A 14,290-nucleotide genomic window follows, 5' to 3' on the forward strand; every position below is an offset into this window, starting at 1 on the left:
GTGCTCTATCACCACGCAGTTAAATTGTTTGATTAGCATCTGCATATGCCATATAACGAAATATATACTTTTTCGGTTATATGGCAGAATTTTCGGCTTATCATTATTCGCACAGTGTTAACGGTTTCATTTCATAAGTAACAATGCCAACTTATGTTAAGCTCACACTATACCTGTCTAGCGATTTAGCATAAAAAAGCAGAGCCTGAGCTCTGCTGATTTATATTAATATGCGAACTTATTTGCTCTGCATTAATTGGCGTATATATTTCACTGGTGCACTACCATAACTCAAGAATGTTTCGTGGAAGGTTTTAAGGTCAAAATCTTTACCTTGCGATTTTTTGTATTCTTCACGGAAATCATAGATTTCTCGATAACCTGAATAGTAACTCGTCAATTGTACTTGACTAAGAGTCGCACGGCGCCACTTGCCTTCAGCTTCAGCTTGCTGTTGGAAGGCTTCATTCATCATCAGGGCAATAGCTTGGTCTTCGGTCATGCCTTTCACATGAATACTGTAATCTAAAATCGTGTTAGAGATAACACGTAAATTCCACTTGTAGTACATCAACCACATTTCAGGCTCAAAATTGCCATAGCCTTCTTCTAACATCATACGCTCGGTATAAACCGCCCAACCTTCAACCATAGCGCCATTGCCAAATAAACTTTTCACTAAACTCGGAGATTGATTAGAGTAAACGAGTTGAGTATAGTGCCCTGGGATGGCTTCATGAATATTGAGGATTTGCAGGATCCAGTGATTATATTCACGTAAGTAACTCTCGGCAGACTCATCACTCATGCCATCGAGCGGCGTCACGTTATAATAAGTATTACCTGACTTCTCATAGGGTCCAGGCGCACTAATTGATGCACCGGCATAACCACGCATATATTCGGGCGTTTCACGGACAACGAGTGGCTTTTTAGGATCCAATGTGACTAGTTTTTTCTTATTTACAAATTCAATCAGCTCTGGAATTTGCTTACGCACTTCATTCACGAATTCATCGCGCTGAACATGCTGAGTCGATAATTTATCGATTAATTGGCGAATGGCGAGCTTACTGTCAGCAGGCTTTGGCGTAGTAAAATATTTAGGCCATAACTTATCGGTAATTTTAGCCATTTCTCCTTGAACACGATCTTTATCGGCTACGGCTTTTTGATATAGCTGTTTCGCCGTCATCCCCGCTTGGATATCAAAGGCAAATTTTTGCTCATATAACGCCTCGCCAATTCTAAAACTACGTGCCCCATCTTTTTTAAGTTGAACCACTAATTTGTCTAACCAAGCGATATGGCCGTTAATCGCGGCAGTTGCCGTATCGAAACGCGTTTTAAATAACGCTTTTTCCGCATCAGTCAAACCAGAGTCCGCGACCTGTTTTAATAAGTCATCGGAAAAAACCGAAAATGCACCTTGATTCTGCAGCACTGCTAACTCAGTGTGCTCCAATGTTGGTTTGCTAATGTTCGCCTGCGCGGCAGCATAATAAGCTGGCACATTTTCTAAACGCGCTAATACCGAACGTAATCTGTCATCTAATGGAGCGAAATTTTCATTGATGATTTGGGCAAAACCGCCCGATACGTTGTAGCTTGAAGGATCCCACTGCCAGGATTTAAAACTGTCAATTTCCCATGCCATGCTACCGAGTAAATTGTCGATCAGATGGTAATCAATCAGCTCATTCGGCGTTAGCGACTTTTGCTCGAACTGAGTCAATTGCGCTTGCTGCGCTTTCACAAACGCTAAGGTCTTTGCTCGACCTGCTGCATCGGGGATTTCAAGGTAACCATCGTTAACATGCTTGCCACTGTATAAGGCCCAAGTCGGTGATAATTCCCACAATGAATCAATAAAGGATGCTGAAAATTGCTCAAATGAGTGGGCTTTAACTTCAGGTGCGACTACGGGCGCAGTTTGACTCGTATGGGATTGACAACCAGCAAGGCTGGCCAGCGATAGCACTATCGCAAGGGAAATAGCGTTTTTTTTCATTATTATGGGTCCTTTGTTAAGATTTATCAGGCATACAAAAATTACCTCAGTTAATCATATTGCCCCAATAATTGCAGCTATGTTAGCCATGAATACATGCCCGGTTACAAAATTGTAAGTTCTCAATATTTTACCGCCTATCATTCGCCTATTCGACGTATAAGCCCCTCTTTACCAAACACACACAAATAATGATAATCGCCTATTCTGTTTCACCTCCTGCTATAATATCGCCCTGCTTCACTGTTCATGCTTTAGCGTAACAGTTTGCTTATACATTATTGACCTGACCCTTTACCTGAGACATTCAATGCCATTTTCCAAACTTGGATTAAGCGATCCGATTTTAAGAGCCATCACTGAGCTCGGCTATTCACAACCTACTTCGATCCAAGAAAAAGCCATTCCGGTGATCTTGAAAGGCAAAAACCTGCTTGCTGGCGCGCAAACAGGTACAGGTAAAACCGCCAGTTTTGTGTTGCCAATACTGCAAATGTTCGCCGACATGCCGAAAATCCGTGCTAAACGCGTTCGTGCATTAATCTTAACGCCAACCCGCGAATTGGCCGTTCAGGTAGAAGACAATATTGCCAAGTACGCAAAATACCTGCCGCTGACGTCTATGGCCATGTATGGTGGCGTGGATGCCACACCGCAGAAACAGCGTCTTATTGAAGGCGTCGATATTCTGGTGGCAACACCCGGTAGATTGCTCGATATGTACACCCAAAGAGCGATTCATTTCGATGAAATCTCGGTATTAGTCCTAGATGAAGCCGATAGAATGCTCGATATGGGATTTATCGAAGACATCAATAAGATCATAGAACGTCTGCCAACAGAACGCCAAAATCTGTTGTTTTCGGCAACCTTATCTAAGCAAGTGCGCTTTTTAGCGAAAACAGCGGTTGAAAACCCTGTCGAAATTGAAATTGCCCGCGACAGCGCAAATGCACCGCAAATCGACCAATGGTTGATCACTGTCGATAAAGATAAAAAGTCGGCCCTGTTAAGCAAACTCATCACTGAACAAGCGTGGGAACAGGCACTGATCTTTATCCAGACGAAACAAGGCGCCGCCAAACTGGTTAGCCAACTCGAAAAACGTGGCATTGCCGCCGAAGCCATTCACAGCGGTCGCAGCCAAGCGGTACGCGAGCAATTATTAGTGGATTTCAAATCTGGCAAACTACGCTTTTTAGTCGCGACTGGCGTTGCTTCCCGCGGTATCGATATCGACGCCCTCACCCGTGTGGTCAATTATGATTTGCCCGATGAAGCCGATGATTATATTCACCGTATTGGCCGAACCGGTCGTGCAGGCGCCTGCGGCGAAGCCATCTCCTTTGTTTCTAAAGATGATTTTAGGAATCTATGTGCTATCGAGCGGCGTCTAGGTCACCTCATAGTGCGTAAAGAAATTGAAGGCTTTGTGCCGAACAAAGAAGTGCCTGTGTCTATTCTCGATTTTGTGCCCAAAAATACTACGCCAAAAACCTTTAAAGCCCGGGCACCTGAGGCCAGATCCTCGCGCCCCGCGAAAGAAGGCTCCTTTGAAACCACCCATGCGAAAAAGCATCGCAGCGCGAAATCAAAGCCAGAGGTTAAAGCCAATGTAACACGGCCGCAATCTATTCAGACTGACAATGGTAACGAGACAACAGGTCACAGCGCGCCCTTTAATCCGTGGAATAGCGGCCCTAAAACTAAGTAATAACTCAGTACAAGTCGTGACTTATTAGATATAAAAACTCATTAAGATAGAAGATATTAGCATGATTACATTTAGCACCAATCTAGGCGACATCACTATAGAACTCGATTTTGAACATGCGCCTGTCAGTTCAAAAAACTTTGTCCGCTATTGTGAAGAAGGCTTCTTTGAACACACGATTTTTCACCGAGTGATCAAAGGCTTTATGATCCAAGGCGGCGGGTTTACCGCAAAAATGAAGGAAAAACCAACCCACGAGCCTATCGTTAACGAAGCCAACAAAGGCCTAAGTAACACCATAGGCACAATCGCTATGGCTCGCACCGATGCGCCTCACTCGGCCACCGCGCAATTCTTCATCAACACAGCCAATAATGACTTTTTAGACCATACTGCCACCACCAATAACGGTTGGGGCTACGCGGTATTTGGTAAGGTTACGGCGGGAATGGACGTTATCCAGCAAATTGAGAAAGTCAAAACCTCCACGGTCGCTGGCCACGAAGACGTGCCCCGTGAACCTATCGTCATCGAGAAAGTAACGATTAATATCCAAAGTTAATTTTTAAAACAATAATATTTTTTCGTTAATATGATTAATCGCTCAGTTTTAGTTGAGCGATTAATCATTTCCCCAAAGTTATTTAGTTAACTTTCCCGTACTATTCAACGCAAATTCATTTTATATAAACCTAAAAACACTAAGTCCCCAATACAAAATCACTTAGTGTAAAATCAACTGATGGATTATTTAATCGTTCCCATTATTGACTTAAGACTACTAAATATAAAATTAACCTCACAATATAGGCTTCTTTCAAACAATATAGCCCTCTTTCAAACAATGTTATTCATCATAAAAGCTGAAAAAACAGCAGCACATACCTGACATCAATATCTTAGACTAGCCGCACAAGTTGATAATATTAAAACAATACACCAACCATAATCCTTATGGTAAAAAGAGGCTTAACTTGCCATCTGATATAGATAAAAAAACCATTTCTGTATCTATTATCGTTTCTTGCTAATGCTTATTATCCCTATTTATTTTTAAGCCAGAATCATTGTTAACTTAAGCTACGAACCCTATTCAGATAAGCAGAGAAAGCTTGCTATAGTGATCAGAAAATGATGTTTCTATTGGATTCTAATGAGCTATATCGTAACTTCTGTGCCTTTGTTGATGAAACCAGAACTCTCATGACAAAATTTTTGACTAGAGATAGCGTCTAAGCATTTAGGGAATTTATTTTGAATAATAGAAAAGGTAGTCTGTTTATGGTTGCTGCGATGGCAGCATTTTCTATTGAAGACATGCTGATCAAATCCGCAGCAGAAACCACCTCTATCGGCCTCATTTTAGCGCTATTTGGCCTAGGTGGAATGTTGATTTTTATACTGTTAACCTGGCGAAAGGGTGAAACTGTACTTCATCCTGCAGTCTTGTCTCCCCCCATATTGGTACGTGCACTATGTGAAATCGTCGGCCGATTCTGTTTTGCTTTAGCCATCACGTTAACGCCACTCTCAAGTGCATCCGCTATTTTGCAAGCCACACCTTTAATCGCCATGCTTGGCGCGGCATTGTTGTTCGGTGAACAAGTGGGTCACAAGAGATGGCTTGCAGTATTGATTGGTTTTATGGGCGTGCTGATGATCATTCGTCCAGGACTTGATGGTTTTGAGGCCACATCTTTATTCGCCGTTATCGCTACCTTAGGTTTTGCAGGACGCGATTTAGCAACACGCGCAGCCTCTCCCGTGTTATCTAATATGCAGCTTGGAGTGTATGGTTTTTTTGTGTTGATTCCTACAGGCTTAGCGATACTGATTTACCAAAATGAAGCAATACAGTTTAGTGCTACCGCAGCAATACAAATAATTGGAGCAATCGTCTTTGGTGTAGTTGCCTATAATGCGCTGACAATAGCTATGCGCACTGGAGATGTATCGGTGGTAAGTCCCTTTCGTTATACACGTTTACTCTTTGCCTTAGCTTTAGGAATATTTATATTTGGAGAATCCCCAGATTTGCTGACTATTCTGGGAAGCCTACTCATAGTATTAAGTGGCGGCTATACCTTAGTTCAAGCGCGTAAAAGAATGACGACGAATAACATGCATAATGCGGCAAAAACCTAAGGACTCGCAAAAAATAGCTAATCGAGTGGCAGAAATGCTTGGTTTTACCAAGGACACTGAAGGAGAACAAAACGGCAATTTTGCCCAGATGCAACAAAGGGAACCAGTAAGATACTGATTCCCTTTGCTTTAATGAGAGAGGGAGTCTACTTAGCAACGTAATATGTTGATAAAAATATATAAATATATAATTTAAAATATTAGCATTACATTTGGCATTACCTTAAGCATTACTTTATTCCATCATCATAAACTGTATGGAGAACAATAAGATACGCCTCCAAGCAGGTTCCCAATCAGCGAACAGGAATGACTTCACAACTCTTTGTATTTTAAGACAATTTACATTAGTTGATTTTTCCATTAATTCAACTAAATTTTTCAAGTTTGGACATTAATTGTAACTTTATCTCCGTTCTAATAAAGATAAATGGCATAAGAAATGACCTAAGTTTGAAAAGATGTTTGCAAAATTAATCCGCAACATTGATTCTGATAGCAAAGGAATAAAACAACAGACTAATCACCGTGACCCAGCAATTGAAAAGTGAGATATCACTTCAAACGCTAAATGAAAAACTTGACGAATACTGTAGCCGTTACTATCGATTTAGTGATTTATTTCACTGTGGTGAAACTTGGCACAAGACCAAATGTGATAACCTGCCCATGCAAACGCAAAGCTGGGAAGCCTACAAAAAGCTCGCACAAGAAATACTCGACCCTATCACAAACCACTTTGGCCCAGTACAACTCACGTTTGGATTTTGTGGGCAACAACTTAGAAGTTTAATCCGCAAAAATCCTTCCCCAAGAATAGCACCCACGTTAGACCAACATGCCGCCTATGAGCTTAATACCAAGGGCAAGCCTATCTGCCCTCGCCTTGGTGCAGCAATTGATTTACGGGTAAACAACACCTCATCGCAAGCTGTTGCAATTTGGGCCACGAGCTATTTACCCTTTGATCGACTTTATTATTATGGAAATGACAAACCCATCCACATTAGTATTGGCCCAGAAAAAAGTTCGCAAATCATTTGGTTAAATACAATTAATAACAGACGTATACCTAAAAAGCTCACCCTAGATGCGCTAATAACACTCCCCAAAAAATGAGGTGAAAATGATAACAGCAACTGCATTTTTACAGGATGTCGAAGCCTTATCTGTGGGCAAAAAGCTCCCCGAAGCCATTTACTTACATCGAGATACGCTTGCGATTGAAAACGCCCAGCTCTATCAGTTTGCCTTGGCAGTTGCAGGTGCGCTTAAAATCGATAATAACGCCTGGAACATCATCAAACTTTCAAGGCGTCAGTTTGCGCTATCACTGCTCAATTACCCCACTTTTTACACTGACGCCTATCCGGCACTCAACTCAAGTATCAGTGTTGACTTGGGTAAACTCAGTCACAGAGTGGTTGACTATAGTGATTCTGACAATCCACCCATCCTGCACCGTAAAGAACTTTTGGTGTTAGCGGATAACCCGCATTACAACACCTTTAAGATGATTACAGTTGAAGGGGAAACAGCAGGTTTATATGAAAACACGCGGCTTATTGGATTTAAAAGCTCTTGGGAAGCGCACATAACCAAACATGGTTACGTATTAATGGATGGACGATTATTTAGGGCCTCAATGTTGCCCGAAACTGATCAACACGACATCGACCGCCATAAAACCGCATTGGTACGCCATTCACTTTCGTCACCAATGAAATCATTAGCAAAACACGGATTTCTTAACGGCAATTACTCACTATTCGATTACGGCTGCGGACGAGGCGATGATCTTCGCGAGCTACAATGCCATGGTTTAGATGCATTCGGTTGGGACCCAAATCATTTTCCTGAAGGTGAAAAAACGTCAGCCGCCATAGTCAACCTCGGGTTTGTACTCAATGTGATTGAAGATAAACACGAACGCTTAGAGGCTTTACTCGGTGCCTGGGAATTAACAGAAAAACTGCTAGTTGTCAGCGTGATGCTTGCCAATGATGAGTTTATTGCTCAATTTACGCCCTACAAAGATGGCGTCATCACCAGCCGTAACACCTTCCAAAAGTACTATCAGCAAGCTGAAATAAAATCTTTTATCGAGCGCAGTTTAGATGAAAGTGCCATCGCAATCGCGCCTGGCATTTTTTACATTTTTAAAGATAAGGTTGAAGAACAACAATTTTTATCTCGCCGTTATCGCCGTAACCGACAATGGAAGCAACTCTCCAGCCCTCCGAGCATTACGCAAGGTGATAAGGCGCGTCTTTTAGTTGCCAAACACCAAGCGTTATTTGCAGCATTTTGGCAAACGGTACTCGACCTTGGCAGACTACCCCAAACGGATGAATTTGAACAACTTACCAACCTTAAAACCATTGTAGGCACGCCAGCTAAAGCCCTAAGAATTCTACTTGAGATACAAGGACAAGAAGAATACGACCAAGCAGTAGAGCAACGCACCCAAGACCTGCTGCTATTTTTTGCGATGGCCCAATTTGAAAAACGCAAACCCTATACGCAGCTACCTGAAAATATAAAGCGGGATATCAAAGTGTTTTTTGGCGAACATCAAACCGCGCTAAGGCAAGCTTCAGAGCTGTTGTTTAAAATTGCCGATACTGCAGCGATTGAACAAGCCTGTAATGAAGCACATCAGTGCTTACCCGCCTCGTTACTTAACATTGGACACTCGATAATTCTGCACAAGAGTCATATCACAGCACTCCCGTTACTCCTCAGGGTTTATGTTGGTGCAGGGCTACAGCTCTATGGTGAATTAGACGACATTGACCTGATCAAAATCCATATCACCTCAGGCAAGCTCACGCTCACAGGTTATGATGACTTTGAAAAATCAGTCCCCTTTCTAAGGGAACGCGTGAAAATAAAAATGGCCGAGCAGGAAATCGACTTTTTTGACTACATTAATGAAGCAAAGCGACCGCCTTTGTTAAATCGCTCACTCTATCTCCACCAACACAGCAATCATCTTCAAAAGCAGCAAAGCTTTGATAAACGTCTAGCAAAACTACTTGGAACAACAAACACCGAAGAAACCTTAATGACCAGAGCCGAATTTGAACAAGCACTTAGCGAAACATCTAAGCGTATTCAGGGGTTTCAAATCGTATCAACCCATGCAGTATGAGCAATTGAAAATAACAAACTCAGCGTCACTTCAATTACTTTTTAATTGCAAGGTATGTCATTAATGACATACCATTACGTCATTAATTAGTTGTATGGCATACTTCACATGATTGACTCCGACTCAGGCTATTGCTATTCATTTCCAGCTGTCAGAGGAATTCAGGCTGGCCGACCATTTTATATAGCGACTTGCCCGCTACGAATCATTCCTAAAATATTTAGCTACAACGAAGCCGACGTGCCTCCCGAGCTTCGTGCTCAGCGAACACTTAACAAAACCCGGATTCCGGAAATGGTAAAGTACTTGCTGGAGAATCCCAAAGATTACGTTTTTTCGGCACTAACGGCGTCTGTAGGCGTACATATCTCTTTTGAAGAAACCTTAACAGCCCCCAATTTAGGACAGTTAAAGATCCCCATGGATGCGCAGATCCTCATTAATGATGGTCAGCACAGACGCAAAGCCATTGAGCAGGCGCTAGAAGAAAATCCAGATCTTGGGCAAGACAACATAGCCGTATTATTTTACGTAGATGAAGGTTTGACTCGAAGTCAGCAAATGTTTGCAGACTTGAACAAATATGCAGTTAAACCCAGTCCCTCTTTAGGCACCTTGTACGACCATAGGGATGAAAGCTCCTCATTAGCCAGATACCTCGCCTCTGAGTGTTTACCTTTTAAAGGGCTAACTGAAATGGAGAAATCTAATATTTCTCCAAAGTCTAATAAGCTATTTACCCTTAGCAGTATCAAGCAAGCAACCAGAGCCTTGCTCGGTAAAGGCCCAAAAGATGGCTTTACTGAACAGGAGCAACAATTAGCCGAAGCATTTTGGTCAAACGTCAATGAACACATGAAGGACTGGCAATTGGTGCAACATAAAGACGTTTCACCAGCTCAACTTCGTCAGCAATATTTACATGCTCACGGGGTAGGTTTACATGCTATTGGTCAAATGGGTCATGCCTTATTGTGCGCGCATCCTCAAGGATGGCAATCGAAATTACCTGCATTAAAAACTATCAACTGGCAAAAAACCAATCCAGAGTGGATCAAACGCGCCATGCTTCATGGTAAACTCAGCAAAACGAACACATGTATCCAGTTAACGTGTAATGCCCTCAAGCTGCACCTTTCACTTCCTCTTACACCTGAAGAAAAAACACTGGAAAAACAGGTAAATAAATGAGCATTACAATACTCTCTGATGATCTCCCAGAGGAATACCAGAACTTTATTAGCCAAGAAACTTTCGCCAATAATAAACTGAGCCATTACATCGCAGATGTACAAAGAGTTTACCTAGCAGATAAAAGACCATGGGTTATAGGCTACAGTGGCGGCAAAGACTCATCCGCAGTAATGTCACTGGTTTATATGGCATTACAGGGCTTGGACAAAGAGCAACGGACTAAACCTATTTTTGTTGTCTCTTCAGACACTCTGGTTGAAACGCCAGTCGTAGTGAATCACATTTCCAACTCTTTAGATGCAATAGGTAAAGGTGCCAAACTTGATCAGTTGCCTATATCTGTGCACAAGGTCACGCCAAAAACAGAGGCTACTTTCTGGGTTAACCTGCTAGGCAAAGGTTATCCGGCACCGACCCGCAGTTTCCGCTGGTGTACTGAACGGATGAAAATTGATCCTGTCAGCGATTTCATCAAAGAAACCGTATCCAAATATGATGAAGTAATAGTGGTATTAGGCTCTCGTAGTCAGGAGAGCGCTTCGCGTGCACAGGTTATCGCCAAACATAAAATTGATGGCTCACGCCTAGCTCGACACACAACATTAGCCAATGCCTTCATCTATACGCCCATAGATACTTGGGGTGTGGATGATGTCTGGAAAATACTCCGCATGTGTAGTCTAGAGTCGAAGGAAACGGCCTACGGCATCAAAAATATTTGGCGCGATGATTATGAGTTAGAGTGGGAAAATCCTTGGGGCAGCAAAAACCTAACCCTCTGGAACCTTTATAAGGATTCCTCTGGCCAAGGTGAATGCCCTATGGTGATTGACGAAACAACACCTTCATGTGGAAATTCACGTTTTGGTTGCTGGACTTGTACAGTTGTCACCCGCGATAGAGCAATGGAAAGCTTAATTGCCAATGGTGAAACCTGGATGGAGCCATTGCTAAAATTCAGAGATGTGCTGGCTCACACTTCCATTCCTGAAAACAAGGATATTTACCGCAACTATAAGCGCCGAAGTGGAAAAGTAAGTTATCAATACGCTAAAGACGGTGAAGATATCACTGTCGAGCGTAAGCATGTGCCAGGGCCCTATTGGCTCAAATACAGACAAGAGTGGCTCCATCAGCTACTGCAACTAGACAAGCAATTTAGAAAAGAAGGTCGCGAGATTGAGCTTATCACCGTGCCTGAATTACATGCTATTCGGCAGCATTGGTTAAGAGATCCGAACGAGCCTGATTGGAATGATACCCTGCCACAACTTTTTAGAGATGTGTATGGCTATGATCTCGATTGGGTCATAGATGACAGCGCTTCTTTTGGAAAAGTCGAAGCCAAACTGGTTAACGATTTAAGCCAAGAATATTATGTATCATCAGAAATGGTGATGAAGTTAATCGAAATGGAAGTATCCCTCGATGGTCTCAGCCGTCGTGTAGGCGTGTTTGACAAGCTTGGAAGCATTCTCAAGCAAGACTGGGGAAGCCTAGAAAATATCAAAGTCAAACATACCAACGTACAAAGCCGCATAGAATTGGATTTGTATAAAGAGCAAATGGACGAATACAACAAAGAACTAACCGAGCTTGACCGATTGTTAAGTGAAGAGTTTTAAGGTTTTTATGATTATTACACGTTTGACACTTAACAATTTCCGAGTATTTCGTGGAACCCAGGAAATTGACCTTGCCCCCAGAAGTAAAAAAATTGGGACATCAGGCAGTGCCCAACATCATCGCCCAATAGTACTTTTTGGTGGCCTCAATGGTGCTGGTAAAACCTCAATTTTAACCGCTATTCGCTTGGCGCTATATGGACGTCAGGCCCTAGGTAAAAACATTTCAGGAACGGACTATATCCATCAGCTAAGTGAACTCATTCACAAAGCCAGTGGCCCAGGCACTCAGGCAGAACGAGCTAGCATTGAGTTGGAGTTTATTTACAACCAACAAGGCAGTGCGCACACCTACAAGATCATCCGTGGCTGGAAAAGAGGGCAAAAAGATAAATTAACACTTGAGAAGGATGGCACAGCTCTGTCAGAACTCAGTTATGACCAATGTCAGGGTTTTTTGAATGAACTTGTCCCCACAGGTATCGCCGACTTATTTTTCTTCGATGGTGAAAAAATAGCGGAACTTGCCGAAGATGAATCGGGTGAAGTTCTGCAAACCGCTGTTCGTCGTCTACTTGGCTTAGATGTTATCGGTAAACTGAAAAGTGACCTTAGTATTTTTCTAAAACGAAAAGGCGTTGAAGGTGCCACCCAAAGCGTACATGCAGAGTTAAAGTCACTTGAACACAATTGTGACGCGCATAAAGCACGTAGCGAAAAACTTCGCCACATAGCTGATCAGCTAAAAGTCCAAATCACCTCGATACAAACCGATATTTCAGCAAAAGAAGCTCAGCTTTCAAGCCAAGGCGGCGCATGGGCACATTCCCGCGAGGCAGCCCAAAGCAAAGCCGACTTTTTAATAAAAGAAAAAGCTGAGCTTGAAAAACTCATTCGCCATGAGATGGAAACGTCACTCCCCATCGCCATCGCCCCCAAAGCCGTTGCCGCTTTACTATCGAAGTTAGAGCTTGAACAAAAGAAAAAACAGCAATTGCACTTTACAGAGGAACTTAATGGTTTCCTCGACACCTTAAAAGCACGTCTGAGTTTTGACTTGAATACCACGGCTCCAGTCGCAATGGCGGCCATTCATGACTGTTTTTCTGATTACCAGTTACAGATCCCTAACGACAAATTACTGTTTGATGTTTCAGAGCGTGAATTCAGAGAGCTAGATATTAAAGTGAATAGTGAAGCCAAAGCCTCTTACCGCCGCTTTACGCAAGCTCGTACCCGCCTAAGTAAACTCGAAGAAGAACTAGCACAAACTGCGGCCAATATTGCAAGAGCGCCAGCACAGGAACAGGTAGAAGGCCTATTCAATCAAGTCCGTGAGCTCGATAAGCAAAAGCAAAAGATCGTGATGGACTACCGCAATGTGCTCAATGAAGCGAAACAAGCACTGCGTGAAGCACAGGACATAAATCGTAAGATCCAGAAACTACAAGAAAAACACACGGCGCAAAGCAATGCTACCGAGGGCGTTGAAAATGCCCAAAATACTCTGATGATGCTCGAAGCGTTTGCAACCCGCCTCACAGCACTACGCGTTAGCCAATTAGAAAAAGAGTTTCTCAGTTCTTATCAGCGCCTAGCCCGCAAAGAAGATCTGCATTACCGTGCATCGATCAACCCCACTTCATTTGATGTGGAATTGATTGATGACAATGGTAACGTTTTGAACCGTAAAGCCATGTCTGCGGGAGAAAAGCAGATTTATGCTATATCTATTCTTGAGGCCCTAGGTAAAACATCAGGTAGAAATCTGCCAGTGATTATCGATACCCCGCTAGGACGTTTGGACTCAAAGCACAGAGATAAACTGGTCGAGCACTATTTCCCAGAGGCCAGCCATCAAGTAGTTATCCTCTCTACCGACACTGAGATTGATGAGTCCTATGTCGATAGTCTTAAAGACGATATCTCACATCGATTCGAAATCAGTTTTGACAGTGTCAGCCAATCCTCAAAAGTCGTTGAGGGTTACTTCTGGGGCCAGCAAACAAAGGATGCAATTTAATGCTACCGAATCGCATGAACCTGAATCAAACCACTGAAGAGCAGTTAAAAAAACTAAAGGCCAATACAGGAGTGACCCCGAATGTCTCGGCCAGAATTGCATTTTTCTGCTCGATTGAGTCTGATTTTCGCTATGCAGGCATAGAAGCCAAACTTAATGGCAGTTTAGTGCTTGATAAAATCACTTGGCTAGGCGATACAGCTGAGCTCACGGAATTACTGCTTAAAATGTACTACCCAAACCTAGATGCTAAACAATTACAGCAAGCTTGGGCGGCACATGTTGAGGATGGAATTGCAGGGTTGAGGAATCATAAGACACTATTAGAATTTGGGAATAATTTATCGAATAAACAATTAATTGCAGGTTAGCGGCATTGTATAATCTATACGCTAAAATGCTAGTTCACTAACTAATACGTAGT

At 42.7% G+C, this 14,290-nt stretch carries 10 protein-coding genes; 9 read left to right on the forward strand and 1 reads right to left on the reverse strand.

Annotated elements, in window-relative coordinates; all coding sequences use genetic code 11:
- Positions 1 to 238 precede the first annotated feature (238 nt).
- Positions 239 to 2,011, reverse strand: a complete 1,773-nt coding sequence (locus ACHA99_RS01075; protein WP_393940479.1) for a DUF885 domain-containing protein — start codon at positions 2,009 to 2,011, stop codon at positions 239 to 241.
- A gap of 310 nt (positions 2,012 to 2,321) precedes the next feature.
- Here ACHA99_RS01075 and ACHA99_RS01080 point away from each other — a divergent pair, with 310 nt between their 5' ends.
- From ACHA99_RS01080 to dndE, 9 genes are all read left to right on the forward strand, one after another.
- Positions 2,322 to 3,725 carry a DEAD/DEAH box helicase gene (locus ACHA99_RS01080; protein ID WP_393940482.1) on the forward strand — a complete coding sequence of 468 codons (1,404 nt, stop codon included), beginning with the start codon at positions 2,322 to 2,324 and terminating at the stop codon, positions 3,723 to 3,725.
- 61 nt (positions 3,726 to 3,786) lie between these two features.
- Positions 3,787 to 4,287, forward strand: coding sequence for a peptidylprolyl isomerase (locus ACHA99_RS01085; RefSeq protein ID WP_113939585.1), 501 nt, complete (start codon positions 3,787 to 3,789; stop codon positions 4,285 to 4,287).
- A gap of 692 nt (positions 4,288 to 4,979) precedes the next feature.
- Positions 4,980 to 5,870 (forward strand): DMT family transporter, encoded by an 891-nt coding sequence (locus ACHA99_RS01090; protein ID WP_393940485.1) that lies wholly within the window; start codon positions 4,980 to 4,982, stop codon positions 5,868 to 5,870.
- A gap of 528 nt (positions 5,871 to 6,398) precedes the next feature.
- Entirely contained in the window at positions 6,399 to 6,989 is a 591-nt protein-coding gene (locus tag ACHA99_RS01095) for a hypothetical protein (protein ID WP_393940488.1), read from the forward strand.
- A 7-nt stretch (positions 6,990 to 6,996) separates the two neighbouring features.
- Entirely contained in the window at positions 6,997 to 9,024 is a 2,028-nt protein-coding gene (locus ACHA99_RS01100) for a DNA phosphorothioation-associated putative methyltransferase (protein ID WP_393940491.1), read from the forward strand.
- Between the two features lie 108 nt (positions 9,025 to 9,132).
- Positions 9,133 to 10,215, forward strand: coding sequence for a DNA sulfur modification protein DndB (dndB, locus tag ACHA99_RS01105; RefSeq protein WP_393940494.1), 1,083 nt, complete (start codon positions 9,133 to 9,135; stop codon positions 10,213 to 10,215).
- Complete coding sequence (locus tag ACHA99_RS01110; protein ID WP_219233671.1) at positions 10,212 to 11,843, forward strand: DNA phosphorothioation system sulfurtransferase DndC; 1,632 nt, start codon at positions 10,212 to 10,214, stop codon at positions 11,841 to 11,843. The genes dndB and ACHA99_RS01110 overlap by 4 nt, the downstream gene beginning before the upstream one ends.
- Positions 11,844 to 11,850: 7 nt before the next feature.
- A complete protein-coding gene (dndD, locus tag ACHA99_RS01115) occupies positions 11,851 to 13,866 on the forward strand; it encodes a DNA sulfur modification protein DndD (protein WP_393940497.1) in 2,016 nt (671 codons plus the stop codon).
- Positions 13,866 to 14,237 (forward strand): DNA sulfur modification protein DndE, encoded by a 372-nt coding sequence (dndE, locus tag ACHA99_RS01120; RefSeq protein ID WP_393940500.1) that lies wholly within the window; start codon positions 13,866 to 13,868, stop codon positions 14,235 to 14,237. Before dndD ends, dndE begins: the two co-directional genes overlap by 1 nt.
- Positions 14,238 to 14,290 lie beyond the last annotated feature (53 nt).

The organism is Shewanella sp. S23-S33 (assembly GCF_043359565.1).
GTDB classification, from domain to species: domain Bacteria; phylum Pseudomonadota; class Gammaproteobacteria; order Enterobacterales; family Shewanellaceae; genus Shewanella; species Shewanella oncorhynchi.

Coding starts and splice junctions, on each gene's coding strand:
- ACHA99_RS01075 (WP_393940479.1), bottom strand. CDS start 2,011: ATGAAAAAAAACGCTATTTCCCTTGCGATAGTGCTATCGCTGGCCAGC.
- ACHA99_RS01100 (WP_393940491.1), top strand. CDS start 6,997: ATGATAACAGCAACTGCATTTTTACAGGATGTCGAAGCCTTATCTGTG.
- ACHA99_RS01110 (WP_219233671.1), top strand. CDS start 10,212: ATGAGCATTACAATACTCTCTGATGATCTCCCAGAGGAATACCAGAAC.
- ACHA99_RS01080 (WP_393940482.1), top strand. CDS start 2,322: ATGCCATTTTCCAAACTTGGATTAAGCGATCCGATTTTAAGAGCCATC.
- dndD (WP_393940497.1), top strand. CDS start 11,851: ATGATTATTACACGTTTGACACTTAACAATTTCCGAGTATTTCGTGGA.
- ACHA99_RS01085 (WP_113939585.1), top strand. CDS start 3,787: ATGATTACATTTAGCACCAATCTAGGCGACATCACTATAGAACTCGAT.
- dndB (WP_393940494.1), top strand. CDS start 9,133: ATGATTGACTCCGACTCAGGCTATTGCTATTCATTTCCAGCTGTCAGA.
- dndE (WP_393940500.1), top strand. CDS start 13,866: ATGCTACCGAATCGCATGAACCTGAATCAAACCACTGAAGAGCAGTTA.